The organism is Plectonema cf. radiosum LEGE 06105, from assembly GCF_015207665.1.
Taxonomy (GTDB): domain Bacteria; phylum Cyanobacteriota; class Cyanobacteriia; order Cyanobacteriales; family Nostocaceae; genus Rivularia; species Rivularia radiosa_A.
On sequence record NZ_JADEWL010000030.1, the window covers coordinates 14,832 to 36,811 of the forward strand.

General features: G+C 36.6%; 17 protein-coding genes. 11 read left to right on the forward strand and 6 right to left on the reverse strand.

Features of this window, described 5'->3' with window-relative positions; all coding sequences use genetic code 11:
- Positions 1-42 precede the first annotated feature (42 nt).
- Complete coding sequence (locus IQ247_RS11685; RefSeq protein WP_193920098.1) at positions 43-1,287, forward strand: Gfo/Idh/MocA family protein; 1,245 nt, start codon at positions 43-45, stop codon at positions 1,285-1,287.
- Between the two features lie 49 nt (positions 1,288-1,336).
- On the opposite strand, the gene IQ247_RS11690 is transcribed toward IQ247_RS11685, so the two are convergent.
- The 3 genes from IQ247_RS11690 to IQ247_RS11700 all read right to left on the reverse strand — a co-directional run bounded on the left by IQ247_RS11690 (position 1,337) and on the right by IQ247_RS11700 (position 4,971).
- The gene (locus tag IQ247_RS11690; protein WP_193920100.1) at positions 1,337-2,542 is read right to left on the reverse strand and encodes a glycosyltransferase family 4 protein; all 1,206 of its coding nucleotides are present in this window, start codon (positions 2,540-2,542) and stop codon (positions 1,337-1,339) included.
- A gap of 142 nt (positions 2,543-2,684) precedes the next feature.
- Positions 2,685-3,800 (reverse strand): acyltransferase family protein, encoded by a 1,116-nt coding sequence (locus tag IQ247_RS11695; protein WP_193920102.1) that lies wholly within the window; start codon positions 3,798-3,800, stop codon positions 2,685-2,687.
- 133 nt (positions 3,801-3,933) lie between these two features.
- Positions 3,934-4,971 carry an NAD-dependent epimerase/dehydratase family protein gene (locus IQ247_RS11700; protein ID WP_193920104.1) on the reverse strand — a complete coding sequence of 346 codons (1,038 nt, stop codon included), beginning with the start codon at positions 4,969-4,971 and terminating at the stop codon, positions 3,934-3,936.
- A 1,060-nt stretch (positions 4,972-6,031) separates the two neighbouring features.
- On the opposite strand from IQ247_RS11700, the gene IQ247_RS11705 reads away from it, so the two are divergent.
- The 3 genes from IQ247_RS11705 (at position 6,032) to IQ247_RS11715 (ending at position 10,373) form a co-directional block, all read left to right on the forward strand.
- Positions 6,032-7,372, forward strand: a complete 1,341-nt coding sequence (locus tag IQ247_RS11705; RefSeq protein ID WP_193920106.1) for an oligosaccharide flippase family protein — start codon at positions 6,032-6,034, stop codon at positions 7,370-7,372.
- Between the two features lie 344 nt (positions 7,373-7,716).
- On the forward strand, positions 7,717-9,057 hold the full coding sequence (locus IQ247_RS11710; RefSeq protein ID WP_228059668.1) for a glycosyltransferase family 4 protein: 1,341 nt from the start codon (positions 7,717-7,719) through the stop codon (positions 9,055-9,057).
- A gap of 263 nt (positions 9,058-9,320) precedes the next feature.
- Positions 9,321-10,373 carry a glycosyltransferase gene (locus IQ247_RS11715; protein ID WP_193920108.1) on the forward strand — a complete coding sequence of 351 codons (1,053 nt, stop codon included), beginning with the start codon at positions 9,321-9,323 and terminating at the stop codon, positions 10,371-10,373.
- A 209-nt stretch (positions 10,374-10,582) separates the two neighbouring features.
- Here the strand turns inward: IQ247_RS11715 and IQ247_RS11720 are convergent, their stop codons facing one another.
- The 3 genes from IQ247_RS11720 to argZ form a co-directional block, all read right to left on the reverse strand.
- The gene (locus IQ247_RS11720; RefSeq protein WP_193920110.1) at positions 10,583-11,917 is read right to left on the reverse strand and encodes a hemolysin family protein; all 1,335 of its coding nucleotides are present in this window, start codon (positions 11,915-11,917) and stop codon (positions 10,583-10,585) included.
- Between the two features lie 303 nt (positions 11,918-12,220).
- Positions 12,221-12,730, reverse strand: a complete 510-nt coding sequence (locus IQ247_RS11725; protein ID WP_193920112.1) for a DUF2085 domain-containing protein — start codon at positions 12,728-12,730, stop codon at positions 12,221-12,223.
- Between the two features lie 199 nt (positions 12,731-12,929).
- Entirely contained in the window at positions 12,930-15,041 is a 2,112-nt protein-coding gene (gene argZ, locus IQ247_RS11730) for a bifunctional arginine dihydrolase/ornithine cyclodeaminase (RefSeq protein ID WP_193920153.1), read from the reverse strand.
- A gap of 283 nt (positions 15,042-15,324) precedes the next feature.
- Here argZ and IQ247_RS11735 point away from each other — a divergent pair, with 283 nt between their 5' ends.
- The 7 genes from IQ247_RS11735 to IQ247_RS11765 all read left to right on the forward strand — a co-directional run bounded on the left by IQ247_RS11735 (position 15,325) and on the right by IQ247_RS11765 (position 21,915).
- On the forward strand, positions 15,325-15,840 hold the full coding sequence (locus IQ247_RS11735) for a GAF domain-containing protein (RefSeq protein ID WP_322745491.1): 516 nt from the start codon (positions 15,325-15,327) through the stop codon (positions 15,838-15,840).
- A gap of 310 nt (positions 15,841-16,150) precedes the next feature.
- The gene (locus IQ247_RS11740; protein WP_193920114.1) at positions 16,151-17,062 is read left to right on the forward strand and encodes a ribonuclease D; all 912 of its coding nucleotides are present in this window, start codon (positions 16,151-16,153) and stop codon (positions 17,060-17,062) included.
- Between the two features lie 243 nt (positions 17,063-17,305).
- The gene (locus IQ247_RS11745) at positions 17,306-18,142 is read left to right on the forward strand and encodes a tetratricopeptide repeat protein (RefSeq protein ID WP_193920116.1); all 837 of its coding nucleotides are present in this window, start codon (positions 17,306-17,308) and stop codon (positions 18,140-18,142) included.
- Positions 18,143-18,459: 317 nt separating this feature from the next.
- Positions 18,460-18,651, forward strand: coding sequence for a hypothetical protein (locus tag IQ247_RS11750; RefSeq protein ID WP_193920118.1), 192 nt, complete (start codon positions 18,460-18,462; stop codon positions 18,649-18,651).
- 489 nt (positions 18,652-19,140) lie between these two features.
- Positions 19,141-19,620 carry a YbjN domain-containing protein gene (locus IQ247_RS11755; RefSeq protein WP_193920120.1) on the forward strand — a complete coding sequence of 160 codons (480 nt, stop codon included), beginning with the start codon at positions 19,141-19,143 and terminating at the stop codon, positions 19,618-19,620.
- 340 nt (positions 19,621-19,960) lie between these two features.
- Positions 19,961-20,701, forward strand: a complete 741-nt coding sequence (locus IQ247_RS11760; RefSeq protein ID WP_445974524.1) for a lipoate--protein ligase family protein — start codon at positions 19,961-19,963, stop codon at positions 20,699-20,701.
- 2 nt (positions 20,702-20,703) lie between these two features.
- Positions 20,704-21,915 (forward strand): alpha/beta hydrolase, encoded by a 1,212-nt coding sequence (locus IQ247_RS11765; RefSeq protein WP_193920122.1) that lies wholly within the window; start codon positions 20,704-20,706, stop codon positions 21,913-21,915.
- Positions 21,916-21,980 lie beyond the last annotated feature (65 nt).

Sequence of the window (21,980 nt, forward strand, 5' to 3'; positions counted from 1 at the left end):
ACCTTTAACCTCTAACCTTTAACCTTTAACCTTGTTAAAAGTATGCTACTAAAAAATGTATTTCAGGTTTCTAATTTAGTTAAAAAGACGAATTTTTCTGTTTTTAAAGACTCCATATCTTCGGCTAATCAAAATAGTCAGAAAAATAATTTATCCTATAAATCTATTGCGATTATTGGTTGCGGTTATGTTGCTGATTATTATCTGAAAACTACGGGAATGCATCCCCAATTAAAGCTTGTGGGAGTAATGGATAAAATTGGCGATCGCGCTACTAAATTTGCTAATTACCATAATGTCGATCGCGTTTATGATTCTCTTGCCGATGTACTTGAGGATAATACGGTTGATATTGTCTTAAATTTAACAAATCCTCGGAGTCACTACAAAATTTCTCAAGCTTGTTTAGAAGCTGGAAAACACGTTTATTCAGAAAAGCCCTTAGCAATGGAAATGGCACAAGCTGAGGAATTGGTAAAAATAGCCGAAATAAAGGGTTTATATCTTTCCTCTGCACCATGTAGCTTGTTGAGCGAAACCGCACAAACACTGTGGAAAGCATTACGAGAAAATCAAGTGGGGAAGGTTCGCTTAGTCTATGCTGAAATGGATGATGGACTAGTTCATCAAATGCCTTATCAAAAATGGTTGAGCGAGTCTGGTACACCTTGGCCTTATAAAGATGAATTTGAAGTTGGTTGTACGTTAGAACACGCAGGCTATTATGTAAATTGGCTGACAGCTTTCTTTGGACCTGCGGAGACTGTTTCGGCATTTTCATCTTGTGTAATTCCAGATAAACAGACTGATATACCGTTAGATATCGATGCTCCAGATTTTTCTGTAGCTTGTATCAAATTTGCTTCTGGGGTAGTTGCTAGATTGACTTGTAGTATTGTCGCACCTCATGACCATTCTTTAAAAATTATTGGCGATGACGGTATACTTGGCATTGATGATTGCTGGTATTATGGAACACCTGTCTATATTCGGCGCAGTCTTACCATAGGACGAAAACGACTTGAAGGTGTATGGAAGAAGAATTATCCTTTAGTCAAAAAAGCGCCTAAATTTGCATATAGGGGCGCACAACAGATGGATTTTTGTCGGGGTGTTGCCGAAATGGCTGATGCAATCATCGAAAATCGTCCTTGTAGACTTTCATCTAGATTTTCCCTGCACAATAATGAAATAGTTTTGGCAATTCAAAACTCTTTAGAAACTGGTTCTCCTTACAAAATGACCACTTCTTTTGAGCCTGTAGAGCCGATGGATTGGGCAAGGTAGAGGATGGGGAGGTGGGGGGATGGGGTGAATAATTTTTAACTCCTAACTCCTAACTATCAACTGCTTTACTCATAATTTCATATAATTTTTCAGCTTCGAGATTTATATTAAATTCTGTTTCTACTTTATTTCTGCCTGCGGTGCCAAATTTTGCTCTTAATTCACCATCCTTAAGTAATTTATCTATGCAATTAGCAAGAGAAATTTTATCTCCAGCAGGTACAATATAGCCGCTAACGCCATTTTCTACTAATTCGCTGACTCCGGCGATTTGGGTGGCAACTACGGGTACTCCTGCTGCCATTGCTTCCATCAATACTACGGGTACTCCTTCGGCAAAACTAGATAAAACAAATACATCTGTTTCTTCAAAGTATTTACGTACTTCTGCTTGGGATTTGTACCCGACAAAATTTACATTGCTCCTCAAACCTAAATTAGTTGTTATTTGTTCTAAAGAAGTGCGATCGCTACCGTCACCAACTACGGTTAATATCACATCTGGATGCTGTTGTTTTAGAGAGACTAAACTTTGCAAAAGAATCGGTAAACCTTTAACAGCAGCAAGTCTACCGACATACAATAAGCGTTTTCCTTTTTTCTGATGAGATACTAATTTAAATAATGCGGGGTCGATACCGCAGTGAACGATATGCATTTGATTCCATTTGTCAATCGGTGCAAATATCATTCCCTGACTGCGACAATAGTTACTAATACAACTGACAAACAAGGCTCTGTTTATTTTCTCGTCGAGTCTCCAATAATACGGTTGAAAGAAAATATACGGACCGTGTAACGTAAAACTGTAACTAAAGCCTGCTAATTCTGCTGCTAACATGGCAACAGTACAGCTAGAATCCCCAAAATGGTTGTGTAGGTGAGGAATTTGTCTTTGTTTGATTTCTTGAGCGAGAATACCTGCTTCTAAAAAGTAGAACAATTGATAGAGATTGCCGCGCCATCCATGTAGTCTTGTTGACCAAGCTAATTTAAGTGCTGCTAAATATCTGTTTGGTGAACTTAGTAATAGATTTAAATGCGATCGCGCTAATTTAAAAGGGCGTGGAGGAAGAATATAAAAAGTTTGATTTCGTTCTTGTTTTTGTTCTTCTCCTACCATATGTTCTTCACCAGTAGGTCGAACAGAAAATGTATGTACTTCCACACCCTGGTGACGAAGAGCAGCAACTTCCCGTTGAATAAAAGTATCTGTAGCTCTGGGATATTCTCCGGTTAAATAAGCGATACGCATATAGTTGAAAATTTCAAAAACTAATTAAAATTAAAAGCTATAAGATTCAATATTGAAAATCAAAAAAATCAGTACACTTAACTGTTGATTGTTCCCTTTACATGGCTGCAAAAACCCTGACGAACAGAAAAAATCAAATTTTTCAAGCTTTTAAACTTTCTATTGCTTTTAATTTTTTACTCCAATTAATAGAAGGTTTTTCTACAAAATACCACATCAAAGTAGCAATGCTAATACAAGTCACGATTCCGACTATTAAACAAAGAAACTCACTCCAAACATAACGGTCAAATAATTTGTATCCTACATAATATATAGCACCAATAATAGAAATATGAGTTAAATATAAACTGTAAGAAATCTTACCTAAGAATTGTAACCATTGCCAATTTAAGAAATCTTGCATACGGTTAGCGCGTCCAACTTCTAATAAAAGAATAGCTGTAATTGAACTAGTAATAGTAAAACCTGAAGAATAAAAGATTGCCACAGATATTAATAATCCAGCGTAAAAGTAAAAAAACCAAAGCTTTAAATAATTACGCCATGTCCAATAAGCAAAAACACCAAGAATAAAACTGTACCATAAAGGTAAAAATATTGTTGGTCTGCCATAATCCTTAAATACTCCCATGGGAAACAAAGCCGCAAAAATAGCACTTGGAATAAACACTGTGAATTTACCCCAATTATTTTTCCAATAAGAATCAAGGGATTGCGTTAAACTTAAAAGAATACAAAATACTAAAGAAAACTGAACTTCCAAACATAATGTCCAGTAAACATCATCGATATGTTGTAGTTTGAGAATATCTTGTAAGTAAAATAAATGGGCTACAAATCTTGGCAAAGATAAAGGTTGTCCCATTGGTGCAAATCTTTCACCTTTAAAATAGGAAGCGATAAAAGCAATTGCTAAAGTCATCAAAATTGATAGGTAATAAGCAGGACTCAACCTAACAAAACGACGGAGAACAAAATTTTTGAAATAAGCAAAGTCAATTTTGATATTTTGTAGAGAATAAGCAATTACAAAACCGCTTAGTACAAAAAAGATTGCTACACCCAAACGCCCCCATCGAAACACTATATCCACTAACCATTGAGGTAATGTGTTGGTAAATTGAGAAATACGTCCATCTGGATCTGAATGACGTAAAACAACCCATAAAGCCCCGAAACCACGCAGTCCCTCAATAAATTGAAAATGAATTTTAGGCTTTTCAATAATAGTTTTTAATGCTATTTCGGATTTCATTGGTATATTACCATTCAAAAAATTTTAAGTTATAGATCAAAGGTTATTTAGAATAGGAAATGAAGATTTTTAATGATCTAATCTTTCTGTGTGACCTCTCTGACTTTTTTCTCCCTAATTTTCTTCTCATATCTTAAAAAGATAAAGAAGTTGCTTCTGTTAGCTCACCAAGTAAATCTACATCGCTACAACTACGTTTTAAAGCTTGATCTAAAGAATATTTAGGTTGCCAATTTAAAACCTGCTCAGCATTTTTATTGCTATAGCGAAACGGTTTAAAACGTGCTTCTAATCTTGCGGGAATCAATATACCGGGTAGCTTGATTTTTTCCAAAAATAGCACTTTGTTAAAAAACCAAGCACTATGAGACAATAAACGTATTAACCTCCAATCAATCCCAACAGTAGAAGGTTTATGAGATAGCAATTTGAGAATTTTATCCCTATAAACTTTTTGGGTTGGTAAATCATTATCGATAATATTTAAAGTCTTACCGATAGCTTCTTGATTTCCACAGACATTAACTATTGCTTGAGCGCAGTTTTCTACATAAGTAAGGGGTAATTGAGCGTTTCCACCAATATTAATCCACAAACGGTTTTTTAAATTTATCCCTAAATGGGCATTCCATAAATTGTTTCTTCCGTAAACTATCCCTGGACGCAGAATCGTCACTTCTCCCTGATTTTTCTGTTCAAAATCTCGAAACAGGCTTTCTTGAATTAGCTTGGTTTGAGCGTAAATGTCTCGACGAGTCGGCTGACTTTCAATCGCTGAATCTTCGTTGATGATTTCGTAAGCGGGAATATGTAAGTAATCGAAGACACTAAATGTACTGATGGCAACCAATCGCTTGATATTCATCCTTAACATTGCTTGGAGTAAATTTTCGGTAGCAATAACTGTATTTGCATATTGCGTATCGTAATTTCCCTGTTTTGCTGCGGCTAAATGTACTACAGTGTCTATACCTTTTAAAGCATCTTCAAGTTTTTCTAATTTAGTTAAATCGATAGGTATTAATTCGAGATTTGCACAATTACGCCAAGGTAAACGTTTTTCATCAGAAGTATGTCTAATTACCGCACGAACTTGAAATCCTTGTCCTAATGCTTCGGCAACGGTATACTTTCCTAAAAAACCAGATGCTCCAGTAACTAATAATTTCATGTTTGAATAGCTTCCCCACTTTAACAAGTTTGACTTTTTTGATGGATGGCTTTTGTGCTAATTCATAAACAATTGCAGCAAAGCCAACAATTACTCAGGAATAGCCGCGATCAACCGCACCAAGAAGGATGAATATCACAATACCCGGATGGTGCCGTACTCTCACTTTCATATGATTGGGTTAAGAATCACTCAGTGTACAAGCACCCTACAATCAGCCAGGGTTGCTAAGTCCTATTACTATTGTTACTACAACTAAACAGATTCACTTTTCATAATTTGAATCCCAACAATCAAACATTAATAAATACAGTATTCTAAGTTAGATATAAACCCTCGAAAATATCACCTAAAAACCAGCAAGACTGACAAGGGTAAGAAAAATACACTCGTTTAAGATTTAAGCACTTCTAAAGACAATTAGCTACTTTCCCAAGTTTTGTTGAGAGTAAATGCCCAAACATCCCAATATAGCTAGTTTTTAAGGGATAACTACCCCATTATGGTACTAATTGGAAAATAATCTTTACGATAACTTTAAAAATAATATTTTTTCTACATCGAAAATTTATATTTTCAAGAGAATGAGTGATTTTACTTTGAACAAATATTATGATATTGTTTCAATTGTTCAAAAGTTTTGTAAATGTCATTAAATAACTATATTTAATATTTGCATAACACCTGAAATCAGTTCTAATCAGAGTTTTTTACAACTTATTGCTATTCAAAACTAAACACGACTTACGTAAAACGAGTATGAAAGTAGCAGTAATTCATGAATTACCCTGGTAGTTTGGCGGGACAGAAACTGACACCACCATCTGGACTCACCGCTACGCAATAATCAATTTTTGACTAACATATTGCCTAAGTCCTACTAAACTAAAAGTTTAGTAACTGCCAATACAAGTAGTTGTGCAAAATTAATTAGACATTGCGAAACGTTGAGACAACCTTAACTGAATGGTTTTTATCTGTAAAATAAGAGTCTGAGACAGTCTCAGTTGGATAATTCAACCCCAAAGTGAACTTCCATAGATATAGATTTCTAACAGTTATGACATCTTTGAAAAAGCTTGCTTACCGGGGTGCAATCTGGACAATTCTGGGTTATGGAATGAGTCAAGTAGTTCGCTTCGGTGGTAATTTGGTTCTGACTCGCTTATTGGTTCCAGAATTTTTTGGCTTAATGGCTATTGTAAATACTTTAAGGATGGGTATAGAGTTATTCTCTGATATTGGTATTTCTCAAAGTATTGTTAGTAGCAAACGCGGAGATGAACCTGATTTTTTAGATACTGCTTGGACGTTACAGATAATTCGCGGTTGGATAATCTGGTTATTTTGTCTAGTTTTGGCATTCCCGGTTGCTTCATTTTATGAGGAAGACCGTTTACTTTGGTTAATACCAATTGTAGGTTTATCTTCAGTATTCGATGGGTTTAGTTCAAGCAGTATTTTAACCTTAATGCGTCGCATAGATTTGAAAAAATCTACTTTGTTTGAGTTGAGTGTCCAAGTCTTTACTTTAGTTTGTTTGATAGGATGGGCTTCGTTTAATCCGAGTATTTGGGCATTAACATTTGGGTTGCTGCTAGGTGCTATATATAAAATGGTCGGTAGCCATTTTTTAATCTCTGGATATCGAAATCGCTTTGTTTGGGATAAGGATGCAGTAAAGGAGATTCTGTCTTTTGGTAAATGGATGTTTATGTCATCAGCCTTAATGTTTGCATCCGAGCAAAGTGACCGTTTAATTTTAGGTAAACTGCTTTCTTTTGAGTTGCTCGGAGTTTATACAATTGCTTATACTTTAGCGAGTTTACCTCGTCAGGTAATCAAGCAACTCAGCTATAAAGTCATTTTTCCGGCGATTTCTAACCAAACACAATTACCTCGTTCAATCCTGCGAGAAAAAATTATCAGTCAGCGTAGAGTTTTACTGCTCGGTTGTGCTGTTTTATTAGCAGCTTTAGTCGCTGTAGGTGATTTACTTATCGCTACACTTTATGACGATAGATACGCACAAGCAATATGGATGATGCCGATTTTATGCGGTGGTATTTGGTTTTCGCTGTTATTTTATACAATTAGTCCTGCTTTGTTAGCGATTGGCAAACCTTTATATTTGGCTCAAAGTAACTTAGCTCGATTTATGATGATTGGATTAGGTTTGCCGTTAGTATATTATAGCTTTGGTTTAATCGGCGCAATGATTGTAATTGCCCTTGGTGATTTACCTTTATACTTTGTGAATTTATATGGACTTTGGCGGGAAAGACTTTCTTGTATTGCCCAGGATATTCAAATAACTATATTCTATATTGCAGTCTTGGCATTGTTTTTATATATAAGATATTTTTTAGGTTTCGGAATTCCGATTCAAACAATTCCTTAACTATTATTAATTAGTTATCAATTTTTAAGATAAGTTCAGTTTTATTGAGAATTTATGATGAAAATGTAAGATAAAGATAAATAATTTTTAATAACACGTAATATGAAGCTACTCTCAAATCTAAAACTAAGGTTTAATCTACCTTAACCACATTTCTCACAAACAAGAAGGAAGTTGGAAGTAGTAGTGAGTAGTGGGAAAATCAATCCGTCATTCAACGCTTACCACTTACTTGTGAGAAATCCAGGTTTAGTGTCTAAAAAATAAATTAGTTCATCTTCATAAATCATCAGTCTGAGAACAAAAAATTTCGAGTTTGTCAAGTTTTTTCGGAGTAATATATCATGATAATGGCAAAAATTGGCAGCCACAAAAAACCATTGCAAGTAGTATTAGTAGCAGAAAATGTATCTCGTAGGATGGGTGGTGAATCTGGCAAAAATTTGTATTATTTCCATCTATTTCAGGAACGTGGAATTGATTTACAGGTAGTTTGTCACGCAAGAGTTAGAGAGGAACTTCGTCAGGAATTTCCTCAAGATGAAGATTTTGATAAATTTCATTTTATTGAAGATAATTGGTTGCAAAAAACTATTTGGCGAATTGGTAAATTATTTTCCTATAGAATCGAAGATTTAATATTTTTACAAATGGTGCATTGGATTACTCAAATCCGCGCTCGAAAAGTGGTGAAAGAACTGATTAAAGAACAAGATATTGATATCGTATTTCAGCCTTCGCCAATTACGCCTAAAGGATTAAACTTCATGTACGATATGGGCGTACCAGTAGTACTCGGTCCTTTAGCTGGTGGTGTTGATTTTCCTCCGGCTTTTAGTTATTTGGATTCTAAATTTACTGTGGTGTCGGTAATTTTAGGAAGACTATTTTCTAATATTTTACATCAATTTGTACCGGGTAAATTAAAAGCAGAAACCTTAATTGTTGCCAATCCTCTCACTAAAGAATCATTACCAACTGGATGTAAAGGAAAGATTTATCAAGTGATTGAGTGTGGAGTTGATTTAGATATTTGGCAACCAAGAGAACAGCCAGAGATTAATCCTGAAAAACCAGTTCATTTTGTTTATTTAGGTCGTTTTGTTGATTGGAAAGGAATTACATTTTTGATTGATGCTTTTAAACAAGTCGCTGAAAAAACCAACGCCGTTTTAGAATTAGTTGGAGACGGAGAATTACGCCAAGAATTAGAAAAGCAAGTTGTCGAATTAGGTTTAGAAAATAACGTTAAATTTCGCGGTTGGATGAAACGGGAACAAGCATCAAAATTGCTTTGTGAATGTGATGTTTTTGTCATGCCTTCTTTACGAGAAGCCGGTGGTAATGCGGTTTTAGAAGCGATGGCATTAGGATTACCTGTAATTGCCACAAAATGGGCAGGTCCTGCAAATACGTTACATCCTGATTGTGGTATTTGGGTAGAACCGACTTCCATTGAAACTTTTGTTGATGGCTTTGCACAAGCGATGATTAAACTTGCTAATTCACCTCAATTACGTCGTCAAATGGGTGAAGCTGGTCCCAAACGAGTACGTACTAACTATTTTGATTGGGATTCAAAAGTAGATAGAATAATTGAAATTTTCTACGAAACTCTTTCGCAAAAACCTGAATCTCAAAAACCTTGGCAAACTCGCAAATTAACTACTGAAACTTATAGTTAAATATTCTCAGAAGTCGGGTTTTTATCAAATTTATTCGCCTGTTACAGATACTTATTCTAAAAACCCGACTTATATACCCAACCAGAATCGCTATATAAGCCAGGATTTTTGACAATAAAGTCCAACAATTCGTTAGTTATAAATGCTAGTAAGTATTCTTTTGATAGAGGAATTTATATTTTATTAAATTAAGCAACCAAAGAGCAAAAATGTTATTCAATTAAAAAACTATCTTATTCCAATAAATGAGTTGGAAATACAGAATGACATATCATTTAGCTCTCAGCAGTTGTTTTGATCTGGAAAATATCAAACAAGATGCTCAGACTGGTAAACGTCCCGCTCATGTAATATTCGATATTATTAGACTTTTAAATGCAAAAATTCATCAACCAACTCAAGATTTTTTATTACCAATAGATTTAGTATATGAAAAGATTATCGGGTCTAAACATCATTGGTCTTTAGCGCGTAAATTATCATCGAAATTAGCTAAAAGTGATATAATATTTTGCACTGACGAGTCCGTAGGATTACCGATTGCTACACTCTGCGGAGAAAGAGAATGCGGACCAAAAGTAGTTGTGTTTGTCCATAACCTCAACAGACTGCGAGGACGTTTTGCTTTGAACTTATTGGGGATAAAAAAACGCATTCATTTATTGATGACAGCCAGTCAAGAGCAAGCCGATTTTCTACGGGATTATTTAAAACCTGAAAATCGTGTTTGCTTGTTTCCCTGTCAATCTACAGATGCATCATTCTTTACTCCAAAACTTGCTACACCAAATAAATCTCGTCCGTTGATTGTTAGTGGAGGTTTGGAGCAACGGGATTATCGAACTTTAGCACGAGCAACGAAATCTCTTAATGTTGACGTGAAAATTAGCGCTACATCTTCAATTCATACTGTGAATGCGCGGACTTTTCCCAAAGTTATTCCTGCAAATATGTCCTATCGCGACTATGACTGGAATTCCTTAGTACAGCTTTACTGTGATGCCGACATTGTAGCAATTATACTTTACCCAAACAATTTTCAAGCTGGTTTATCCACTTTATTTGAAGCACTTGCTTGTCGGAAGCCAGTTATAATTACCCGTGCGTCAGGAATTATCCAAGAACTCATTGATGCAAAAGTGGTTTTAGGTGTTAATCCCGGTGATTATGAAGGCTTACATCAAGCAATTAACAGTCTATTATCAAATCATAAACAGGGTGAAGCAATGGCTCAAAGGGGTTATCTGCTAGTACATGAGCAACACAATCATCATGTTTATGTCAAAGCTTTGGTTGAGCAATTGAGGAATATTTAACACTCCCAGAAGCGCGATCGCAGAAGTCGGGTTTTGATTAAATTTGTTAGGGTGCTACAGATACTTCATTCAAGCAGAATCCCTATGCCGGGATTTTTACAATAAAATCCAACAATTTGTTAGTTAAAAATGCTGCCAAATATTTTTTTGATAGAGGAAATTATATTTTATTAAATGAAAGAACAAAAAGGCAAAAATGATCGTAATATTCAATAAATGGCTTCACTATTTTGGGATGCATTCTCCATTTGTATGGGGGTAATGAGAACTTTATCCACCCGTTTACCGTCCATATCCATTACTTCAAACCGAAATCCACCCCATTCAAAATATTCGCCTGCTTTTGGTATGCGTTTGAGAAAAGTAATTATAAATCCACCAAGAGTATAATAAATACCTGTTTCTTCTTGAGCTAGTGATTTTTTATCGAGCAAATCTTTGAGTTCGTCGGTTGAAAGCAAACCATCAACTAATAAAGAACCATCTTCACGGCGAACTATCATTGGTTCTTCTAAATCTTCTTTGGCAGTAATATCGCCAATTACTGCTTCGAGTATGTCATTAAGCGTTAACAAACCTTCGATATTTCCATATTCATCTGTAATCAGGGCCATATGTATGCCCGTTCGTTTAAATTCTTCTAAAATCTTCAAAGCTGACATATTTTCGGGAACAAATAGGGGTGGTTGAATCATCGTTTCGAGGTTGATTTCTTCTTTTGTAAGACGCTTCGAGAGAAAACGACTACCACGCAAGATTCCCAAACAGTTGTCTAAACTTTCTTTAGCCACAGGAAAACGGGAATGGTTACTTTCCCTAACCAAAATTTCTAATTCTTCTAATGGTGCATCAATATTAAGCCAGGTAATATCTAATTTCGGAGTCATTAGGGTTTTGATGCGGCGATCGCCTAAACGAAATACTCGTTCAACCATTTCCTGTTCGGATTCCTCAAAGGTTCCCGACTCTGTAGCTTGTTGAATTAGTACTTTGATTTCTTCTTCGCTCATTGCCTGTTCTTCAGAAGCATAAATGCCCAAAATATTCAACAATGTATCTGTGGAAAAAGTGAGAATACGTACCAATGGAGCTACGATCGCCGAGAGCAATCGCATGGGTTTTGCGATCGTGCAGACTATTTGTTCGGGACTATTTAATGCCACCCGTTTGGGCATCAGTTCCCCAATCACTAAAGAAAGATAAGTAATAATAGTCACTACAATAACGACACTAACACCTTCGCTATAAGGCTTGAGTGCAGGGATTGTATCGAATACAGACTTTAAGCGTTGAGCTAGGGTTGCTCCACCTACAGCGCCACTAAGAATACCAATTAATGTAATACCAATTTGCACTGTAGAAAAAAAATCATTAGGGGAGTTAGCTAGTCTCAATGCAGCTTTTGCTTTGGAGTTTCCTCGGTTTGCCATCTGTTCAAGTCGGACTTTCCGAGCAGAGATGACAGCAATTTCAGAACCTGAAAATATACCGTTAGCAATAATAAGTATAAATATAAGAAAAACTTCCGTGGCGATGGCTGACATTTTATAATACCTAATGTTCTTGCATAGCAGTTCTTAATTCAATTTGCAATTGATTTGCTAAGGTGAAGCTTAGCATGGTTCTGGAAGTATTTCGAGGGACGATAGCTACACTCCATAACTTTACGGAGGGACAAACCCCTTTGCGGTTTCTTCGGAGAGCAGATTGAAAAATACCTTCAATATTAAGCTTGAAGAATTATTTTTCTACTTTTTGAGTATATTTTTTCTTCAAGTATAATAGACACATTCTTTTTTAATGGATAAATCACGTTGATTAAATGTTAACATTCGCTTCAGGTATTTTTAAGAGGATGTTTTAAAATCACCATGTAAAATCGGCATAGTAAACAACCCCCAAGCTAAACCTGTAATCAATCCAAAGGGTACGACTACCAAATTGTCAAAACTCCACCAACCTAAAATTTGCGCCGCCATTTCCAGAGGATATGCCATCATCAATACAGTTGAAAACGCAGCACCATTCCAACCATATTGATGCAGCCAATAGGAAGCTTTTCCATTATCCGTAAGATATAATAATCGAGTAATAAATAAACCCATTACAGTTCCGTAACAGCGCATACATACAGCCATGATCAAGGGTGATGCTAATTCAATTCCCATCTGGGGTTGGGGACAGACATGATGACCCATAAAATAAATTATCTGGGCGATTTGAGGTAAAATTGGCAACCCAGACGCGGCAAGAAAAGGAGCTGCGATCGGTCCGATTACCATTCCTGTAAGTAGGAAGTCGGCGATAAAACTTACGGGGTTGATTTGGAGTTGTTTGTTGGAAATTGTTAGCTGCATTTGATATGAGTACCCGTGCAAAATTAATTTAACATTTCGTTTGGATAGGGAATAGGGAAAAGGGAACAGGGAACATTTATATAACTGAGCAGTAAAGATACAATTAATGAAAGCTTACCTACTTATAAATTAATTGGTTATAAAATTGCAAATTTTTTAGATTTTAGAGACGCTCATAGTATCGCGTCTCTACATTTCCTTAAACTATTTCAGCGGTATAGGGACTTGTCAATTTATCCAATTGCTGGACTAATAAACTCAGGAATAATCCCACATCTGTCACCACACCAACTGATTCTACTGAACCGCGATCGCTTAATTTTGTCACTACTGCTGGGTTGATATCGACACAAACCATTTTGACTCCCGCAGGTGTCATATTACCTACTCCGATGGAATGCAGCATTGTAGACAACATTAATACCATATCCGCACCTTTAAGTAATTTCGCGTACTCTTCTTGTGCTTTAATTAAATCCATTTGAGTATCGGGTAAAGGTCCGTCATCTCGAATCGAACCGGCAAGGGCGAAGGGTACGCTATTTCTCACACATTCGTACATCACACCTCTTTGAATCATTCCTGCTTGTACGGCTTTGGCAATGCTACCGTGACGGCGGACGCTGTTGATAGCTTTGAGGTGGTGCCGGTGTCCTCCCCGTACTGAAACACCCCGTTTCATGTCTACACCCAAGGATGTCCCCATCATTGATTGCTCGATGTCGTGAACTGCGATCGCGTTGCCACCCAATAACGCCTGTACATAACCTTCCCGTATTAATCGCGACAGATGTTCGGCACCACCAGTATGGATAACTACGGGACCTGCGGTGACAACAACTTTACCTCCAGAATCGCGGATTTTACGTAACTCCCAGGCGACTTGTTCTACAATTAATTCTACCCGGCGTTCGCTGGAAACACCAGCAGACATAAAGCTGAATTCCTCAGTATTGCGTTTTTCTCGCGATTCGGGGTTACGGATAGTACGGATACCTTGTACATCCACTATTACTTTTTCACCTATTTCTAAATCTCGCAATATTTTACATTGCGCTACCCTTCCTTGGTTCGTTTGAGTAATTGCGATCGCACCATCCATACGTTGATTCTGTACTTTCACCCATTCACCGTTAATCCGTACTTCGGTAGGATAAATAGTACTAACGTAGAAATCATCAGGTGCAACTCCGTTTTGAATTACAGGTTGAAGTTTGGCATCTTCCTCGTTTTCCGGTAAATTCATCGCCCCCAAGTCAATCAGATGGGATACAATGCTTTCCATAACTTCATGGGAAGGAGCGGAAACTTTCACCTCAGCTGCCGAAGTACTTTGACGCTGTTCCCCTAAGAGGAAATTCATCACCTTGAAGCTACCACCATTGTCTATAATTAAATCCAAGGCACGGTTAATTAAACCGGAATCGAGTAAATGTCCTTCCATGCGGACAACTTGACTTTCGACGTAAGTATTAGCGTGTAATTCTTCTCTTACAGGTTCATTAACCCGTAAAGTTAAACATTTAGCCGCACCCCCAGCTTTGAGAAATTCTGTAAGCGGTGTTTCAATGACTTCAAAACCAACTCTTTTTAAACGTTTTTTCAGTGCATCGGAAGCTTTGTTCATCACCACAATGCTTTCCACATTTACCGCATTACAAGCGAAATTCACCGCATCCGTTTCTTCTATAGCGATGCGCTTTTCGGCTGCCACTCGCATTTCAATCAAGCGGTTAGAATAGGAGTCAAAAGCACCGGGATAGTAAAGTAAATAGCCATTTGCCAAAGGACAAAAGCAAGTATCGAGGTGATAAAAGCGATCGTCAGTCAATCGTAAGGATAATACCTCAATATCCAACCATTTCGCCAGGAAGGGATGGGAATCCAATTCCGAACGAAAACCATAACCAGCCCATAACCAGCGCCCTTCGCGATCTAAAAGTGCATCACCTGCACCTTCAAAAGGTAAATCTTTAGGTAGTTCATAAACGGTAAAGCCATTCTCTTCAAACCATGCTTTGAAATAAGGCTCTTCCTTTTGACGCTCTTTATGGAGAAAGCGACTTAATACCACATTTTCACCTAATACCAAGCCAGCATTAGCGGTAAAAACCATATCAGGAACACCTTGATGAGGTTTTACCAAATCGACGATTGCGTGTTCCTTAAGTACGTGATGTAGCTTTTGCCATTGTTGCACCGCTCGCTCTTGGGATGACTTGTGAATATTTCCTTCCATCCAAGGATTAATCACATAGTCTACATCATAATATTCCGGAGCGCACATCAAAAAGCGAATTTGAGAAGTCATCATAGTAAGTATCTTCAGGAGTATAGATGCAATTAATTTGTCTATTCTATTACTCTAACTGAGTTAGGAGTGAGGAGTGAGGAGTGAGGAGGAAGGGAGTGAGGAGTGAGGAGTGAGGAGTGAGGAGTTAGAAGTTAATAAAACAACTGTCCACTGTCCACTGTCAACTGTCAACTGTTGACCTCTAACCTTTAAAAAAATATTACTTAAAAACGAATTCAATAAAGTACTTGGTAATATATCATCAGCGGATAAACTATTACTCAAGTGTGATATTAGAACGGTGACAGAAGATTATAACGCAAGTTTTGACCGTGGTCTACGCATAGTACTTAATCGCTTAACAACCACAATAGAACGAGATAATTTAATTGTCGAAACCACAAGTCGTCTACGAGATACTATGCGTGTAGATAGGGTTGTATTGTATTATTTCTATTCTCAGTGGAATGGACAAGTCACCTTTGAGTCTTTGAGTTCGGATAAATGGTCTATTCTTGGTTCTACTGGTCCAGAAGAATGTTTTAATAATGAGTATGCTGCTTTATATTTAAACGGAAGAGTACGGGCAATTCCAGATATTGAATCAGAATCTATTGCTGATTGTCACCGTGATTTTTTACGTAATTTAGAGGTTCGCGCTAATTTAGTAGTACCCATCTTAACTGAGAAAGGTTTATGGGGTTTGCTAGTAGCTCATCATTGCCAAGCACCGCGTTTATGGACTCCATCAGATATTAAAATCATGCAGGTTGAAGCAGAAAATTTATCGCAGGCTGATTCTATTCGTAATTCATAAGGGAATGGGGAATTGGTAATGGGTAATTGGTAATGGGTAATTGGTAATTGGTAATTGTTAACTCCTAACCTTTAACCTTAGAATTGGTAATTGTTAACTCCTAACCTTTGACCTTTAACCTTTAACCTTTAACCTTAGAATTGGTAATAGTAATTAAATCCGTGTAATCAGTGAAATCCCTTTGAATCCGTGGTCACAATTACTAGTAGCAAACAGATACAGCACTACAAATAAATTACAGACAAAATGTTACCTTGGGAAATTGGAACTTGGTTACTTTAATCCAATTTTTCTTAGGGAATATTACTCAATGCCTTATCTAAAATCGGCTTCGGAAATTCGTTCTCTTGTTGCTAAGTATACTAAAGTAAAAACTCTTTGGCTAGATACAGAAGTTGCTGATTATGATACTCGTAATCCCAAACTATCGCTGATTCAAGTTTTGCATGACTGTACGGATTTAACTGGAGAAAGTGTTTATATTTTGGATGTACTCGAACAGCCTTTTATTGTTGAAGAATTTATCGAAAAAATTATGATGAATTCTTCAATAGAAAAAGTATTTCATAATGCTAAGTATGATTTAAGATTTTTAGGTAAAAAGCAAGCCAAAAATGTCACTTGCACTTTGGAAATGGCAAAACAAATCCCATATTATATTTTACCTTTACCTAATTATCAATTGAAGACCTTAGCAATAGAAATTTGTCATTTTCAAGATATTGATAAACAGCAACAAAGCAGCGATTGGGGAATTAGACCTTTGAGTGAAGAACAAATTGAATATGCTTACTTCGACTGCATTATTCTAGCTCAAGTTCATTTGCGCTTGTTAGAATTAACTCAAAAGTTAAACTTTGATGCAGTATCAGAAGATTTAAGTTTACTTGGTGCAAAATATATTGAACTAGAACACCAATGGCAGCTTGTAAAATCGGAATTTGAACATCTGCAAGAACGAGTTAAACAAGCAATGGTAGCTCAACAATTATCTGAGACCCCAAATTTTAAACTTAATAGTTCCGAACGCACAACAATTAAAGTGCCATTTTCTGAACTGGTACGGTTAGTAGAAACTCAAAATGTAAATTTAGATTTTGATATTACCCTTACTAAAGATATTCAAAAAAACCTAGGGGATAATATCGAGCAACTTGCTGTAGACATATCAAAAACCACTAGTTTAAGATTAATTTCCAAGCAAGCCGAAAATGAAGAATAAACAATAAGTACATTAAAGTTAGATTATAACAGGCTGCTGGCTTGTTTTTTAATCTCAAATCCATTAAGCTTTCCTGCGGACATAATCTAAAATCGGTTTAGTAAAATGTAAACAAATTCGCCACAAAATCCATGCAAAAATAGTCAATATAGCTAATTAGAGTGATGATTATTCAATATTAAGAAAAATGTATTTTTTTCATATAAATGCCAAAATTCTGGGTGTCTTGATAAAAAGTGACTTATGAAACAGTGGTTGTTAGAGCAAAATTTGACAAGAGTTTCCAAAAGATTTGGTGTAGTCTTGTTGAGTGGATTTATCGCAACTGTAACTGTTTCTTGCAGCAACGATAAAGATGTATTAGTTACGGAAATAGGAGTTAGTCCCGCAACAAGTCCAGTGCCTAACCCATCAACTGCTAAGGAATTTTACGCACAGGGACAGTATAAGCATATTCAGGGTGATACTCAAGGCGCGATCGCGGCTTATACAAAAGCTATTAGTCTTGATTCCGACTATGTGGAAGCTTACAACGGTAGGGGTTTAGTACAGTTTGACACCGGAGATAGACAAGGTGCGATCGCCGATTATAATGAAGCGCTGCGCGTCAGCCCTGACAACGCTCAAGCTTATAATAATCGAGGGAATGCCCGTGCTGCTCAAGGTGATATCAACGGTGCAATTACCGATTACGACCAAGCTATTAATTTAGATGCCAATTATGCCCAAGCGTATAATAATCGGGGAAATGCTCGTGCTGCTCAAGGAAATAGAAACGAAGCTATAGCAGATTATACTGAGGCGATTCGTGTTAATCCTAACTATGCCGTTGCTTATAATAATCGAGGAAATGCTCGCGCTGCTCAAGGAGACAACGAAGGTGCAATTTCCGATTATGACGAAGCCATTCGTCTCAATCCCAACTTTGGTGCTGCTTATAATAACCGGGGAAATGCTCGCGCCGAAAAAGATAAAGATGCTGCTTTAGCCGACTTACAGCGAGCCGCAGAGATTTTTCAAGAACAAAATAACCAGCAGCTATACAAACAAGTTATGGAAAATGTCAAGGAAATTCAATAATCAGTTATCAGTTATCAGTTATCAATGAACAATTGATAGAAAACTCAATTCTCATAAGTCGGGTTTTTGTCAAATTTATAAATCTGTTACAGATATTGTTTTTCAAAACCTGACTTATATACTTCACCGAGCAATTCTCAGAAGTCGGGTTTTTGTCAGGTTTATAAGAACCAGTTTTTTTACTATTTAAAATTCATTTTATAAATCAAATTTCATTGATAATTGTTGATTGTTACTTGATACAAAGTATAGAATAAACTTGATAATTATTGAGTATGAAGTATATAACAGGTTTGTAATTGTGTAAATGCAATACCATGACTCAAACAACCGTTCATTTAGTTGTTGGCATTGAAAATCTAACATTACTGGTTTTTTACACTGAAGTAATGGAATGGCAATTTAGAATAATAAGTTCTGGTGGGGAAGTGTTTGGTGAGAGAAAATTATACTATACCCCTGAAGCTGCGGAAAAAGCAGCGCGTGAGTGGCTTTCCTGGGGAGATTAACTACCTATAGTTCTTAATTACAAAATTTAATTATAAAATTTAATTATTAATTTATTGGTAACAGCAGTTCTGCTTTCAAGGAAAAAAATAAAATATTTTTTCTGCTTTAACAATTCTCTTTATTCATGAAGAAATAATTCTCATAAAACTGACGTAATATGTGAGTAAAAAAGTAATTATTACGTAGTGGTAATTCATGAATTACCCCGAAGCAGGAATCGGTTTTTCAGCCACATCTTGCGTAAATCCTAAGATACTCATATTAAAACCTCGACTTATGTAGTTTACGGCTACGAAATACTACACCTAGGGAAGGAATATCAAGACTTTCAGCAGCTTGCAAAATAGATCACATCTACCCCCAACCTCTTAATCCTACTTACAAGCTCAAAGATAGATAATTCTTAACTCCTTAATTCTCACTCCTAACTTCATTTGATTAGGTATAAAGTAGGTGTGGAATATTTATCATCTTGAGGGACAATTTGTATGACATCTTACCAAACCGATTCTGACAGTAACGAATTAATGGATGATTTGATGGGAGAAGCAACTACCATCAACCATGTAGAGGTAATTGAAAACGTTATTGATACACTGGAAGAGAACGATAGCGCAATGGTGAGTCATCCTTCTGAAGGTGCTTACTTATGGAAGTTTAAGTACGGTAGCGTGGAAGTGTTTGTCCGATTAACGGGTACAAGTGATGAAGATACAATCACAGTTTGGTCTTCGGTTTTGAAGTTACCAGCTAAAGATGAAGCTACAATGATGCGTTCTCTTTTGCAAATGAACTGTTCCGCTACCCTAGAAGCACGTTTTGGTATTATAGAGAACCAAGTTGTAGTCATCTCGATGCGTACTTTAGAAGATTTGTCTGCTGCGGAAGTTTCTCGTTTAATTACTATCGTCGCGACGATCGCAGATGATAATGACGAAGATTTACAGTCTAAATTTGGTGCAGCGTAACAAATCGGTACACTTTAGTTAGGAGTGAGGAGAGGAGTTATGAGTCAGGAGTGAGGAGTTAAGAGTTAGGAGTGAGGAGTGAGGAGTTATGAGTTATGAAAAAATTTCAATTCGAGATATTAACTCCTAACTTCCAATTTCTAAATTCCAACTCCCAAATTCCAACTTGTAAATTCCAACTTGTAAATTCCAACTCCCAACCCCCAAATTCCAACTCTTAACTCTTAACTCTTAACTCCTAACTCTTAACTCCTAACTCCTAACTCCTAACTCCTAACTCTTAACTCCTAACTCCTAACTCCTAACTCCTAACTCCCAACTCCTAACTCCTAACTCCCAACTGACTTTGATTTCTCAAACTTGGCGATTAATTCCGTTTTTACAAGCCAATGGTAAATTACAGATGGCGATCGATCAATGGTTGTTACAACAGCATCAATCGGGACATCCGCCTAGCTTACGTTTTTATACTTGGTCGCCCTCTGCAATTTCCCTTGGTTATCATCAGCGCAACTACTCGGAGCATTGGCAGAATTTGACTTGGAAAGGCGAGCAAATCGACTTGATACGCCGTCCTACGGGTGGGCGTGCGGTGTTACACAAGGGTGATTTAACTTATGCTGTGGTAACTTCTGGGCTTTCTGGAAGTCGAATTGAAATGTATAAAAAAATATGCGAATTTTTGATTGAAGGATGGCAAAATTTAGGTATTGAGTTAGATTACGGTGTTGCTGGACGGGGTTATATTAAGAATCCTAACTGTTTCGGTACCGCAACAGTTGCCGATTTAGTAACGGTTGATGGTAGTAAGTTAATTGGTAGCGCTCAGCTAAGACGTGGTAACGTTGTTTTACAGCATGGTTCGATGAATTTCAAACCGGATGTAGAGTTGTTTAAAAAAGTTTTTGGTGAAGATTTAGATCGGGTGGTAGTTGGAGAAAATTTGGCAATTGAAAGAATAATTGCGGCTTTAGTTGATGCTGGGGAAAAGTGTTTTGAAGTGAAATTTGAGGAGAAAGCTTTGAGTAATCATGAGTGGGAAGAAATTTTTGGTATTGTTGAATCGCAATCTGAAAATTAGTTATGTTATACAAAAATAAAATTAATAAAATTAATAAAATTGGATTTGTTCTCACATTAATACTCAGTTTTGCAACTTTTTTCTTTAGTTCTTGGATTTTACTTCCTGCACCAACTTTATTTTTACTAAAATTTGGAGTAGTAGCACCAGAAATTTGTCCTTGGCTATTCGCGCTAAATATTATTACTTTGGTATTGTCTTTATTATTTATCGCTCAACCTCAATTAAAACGAATAATCTATCTTTTTAGCTTCATAGGATTGCTGATTTGTAGTTGGGAGCTAGTAAGTATCATACCCACTCAAATACAAATGACTGCGGCTATTAATCAAGCATTAGGTGCAGAATATCAGCAAAAAATTCCAGTTACAGTAAAAGAAAATATGCGGAAGCAACCGTTTATTTTAACTGATGTTTTTCGGGGAATTAACTTAAACAAAACCCGTCATTTAACTGGGATTAATTTTGCAAATCCTGCTGGAGTATCTTTAAGTATGGAAGTTTATCAACCGTTAAAAGTTGGTAAATATCCAGCAATTATAGTTATTTATGGTGGAGCTTGGCAAAATGGTAATCCATCTGTAAATCCAGAATTTAATCGATACATGGCGGCTCGTGGATATACTGTATTTGCCATCGATTACCGTCACGCACCAGAATACAAATTTCCTGCTCAATTAGATGATGTTAATTTTGCGTTAAATTTTATTCGCGATCGCGCTGCTGAGTATGAAGCAGATGTCAATAAAATAGTATTATTAGGACGCTCTGCTGGCGCTCATTTAGCAATGCTCGCTGCTTACCAACCGGATGCTCCACCAATCCGTGCTGTGGTAAATTATTATGGTCCGGTAAATCTAACTCAAGGATACAACGAACCACCAAATCCCGATCCAATTAATTCCCGTGCTGTTTTAACAGCATTTCTAGGGGGTTCTCCTCAACAGTTTCCCACACTTTATGAAACTGCTTCACCGATTAATTACGTAAAGCCTAATTTACCACCAACTTTGTTAATTTACGGAAGTCGCGATCATGTGGTAGAAGCCCGATTTGGCAGAAAAATGTATAATAAATTGCGAGATAAAAACACGGCGATTTTGTTAGAAATTCCTTGGGCAGAACACGCTTTTGATGCTATTTTTAACGGTGTTAGCAATCAATTAGCGTTGTACTATATTGAGAGATTTATTGCTTGGTCTTTGGTTAAGTAAAATGATATTGTTTGTAGTAAGGATTTTAGATATGCCTGGGAATAAAATTCCCAGTCTTATAGCAA

Bases quoted from the DNA above. Each gene is read 5' to 3' on its own strand.
- IQ247_RS11685 (WP_193920098.1), top strand. From the start codon at position 43: ATGCTACTAAAAAATGTATTTCAGGTTTCTAATTTAGTTAAAAAGACG.
- IQ247_RS11690 (WP_193920100.1), bottom strand. From the start codon at position 2,542: ATGCGTATCGCTTATTTAACCGGAGAATATCCCAGAGCTACAGATACT.
- IQ247_RS11695 (WP_193920102.1), bottom strand. From the start codon at position 3,800: ATGAAATCCGAAATAGCATTAAAAACTATTATTGAAAAGCCTAAAATT.
- IQ247_RS11700 (WP_193920104.1), bottom strand. From the start codon at position 4,971: ATGAAATTATTAGTTACTGGAGCATCTGGTTTTTTAGGAAAGTATACC.
- IQ247_RS11705 (WP_193920106.1), top strand. From the start codon at position 6,032: ATGACATCTTTGAAAAAGCTTGCTTACCGGGGTGCAATCTGGACAATT.
- IQ247_RS11710 (WP_228059668.1), top strand. From the start codon at position 7,717: ATGATAATGGCAAAAATTGGCAGCCACAAAAAACCATTGCAAGTAGTA.
- IQ247_RS11715 (WP_193920108.1), top strand. From the start codon at position 9,321: ATGACATATCATTTAGCTCTCAGCAGTTGTTTTGATCTGGAAAATATC.
- IQ247_RS11720 (WP_193920110.1), bottom strand. From the start codon at position 11,917: ATGTCAGCCATCGCCACGGAAGTTTTTCTTATATTTATACTTATTATT.
- IQ247_RS11725 (WP_193920112.1), bottom strand. From the start codon at position 12,730: ATGCAGCTAACAATTTCCAACAAACAACTCCAAATCAACCCCGTAAGT.
- argZ (WP_193920153.1), bottom strand. From the start codon at position 15,041: ATGACTTCTCAAATTCGCTTTTTGATGTGCGCTCCGGAATATTATGAT.
- IQ247_RS11740 (WP_193920114.1), top strand. From the start codon at position 16,151: ATGCCTTATCTAAAATCGGCTTCGGAAATTCGTTCTCTTGTTGCTAAG.
- IQ247_RS11745 (WP_193920116.1), top strand. From the start codon at position 17,306: ATGAAACAGTGGTTGTTAGAGCAAAATTTGACAAGAGTTTCCAAAAGA.
- IQ247_RS11750 (WP_193920118.1), top strand. From the start codon at position 18,460: ATGACTCAAACAACCGTTCATTTAGTTGTTGGCATTGAAAATCTAACA.
- IQ247_RS11755 (WP_193920120.1), top strand. From the start codon at position 19,141: ATGACATCTTACCAAACCGATTCTGACAGTAACGAATTAATGGATGAT.
- IQ247_RS11765 (WP_193920122.1), top strand. From the start codon at position 20,704: ATGTTATACAAAAATAAAATTAATAAAATTAATAAAATTGGATTTGTT.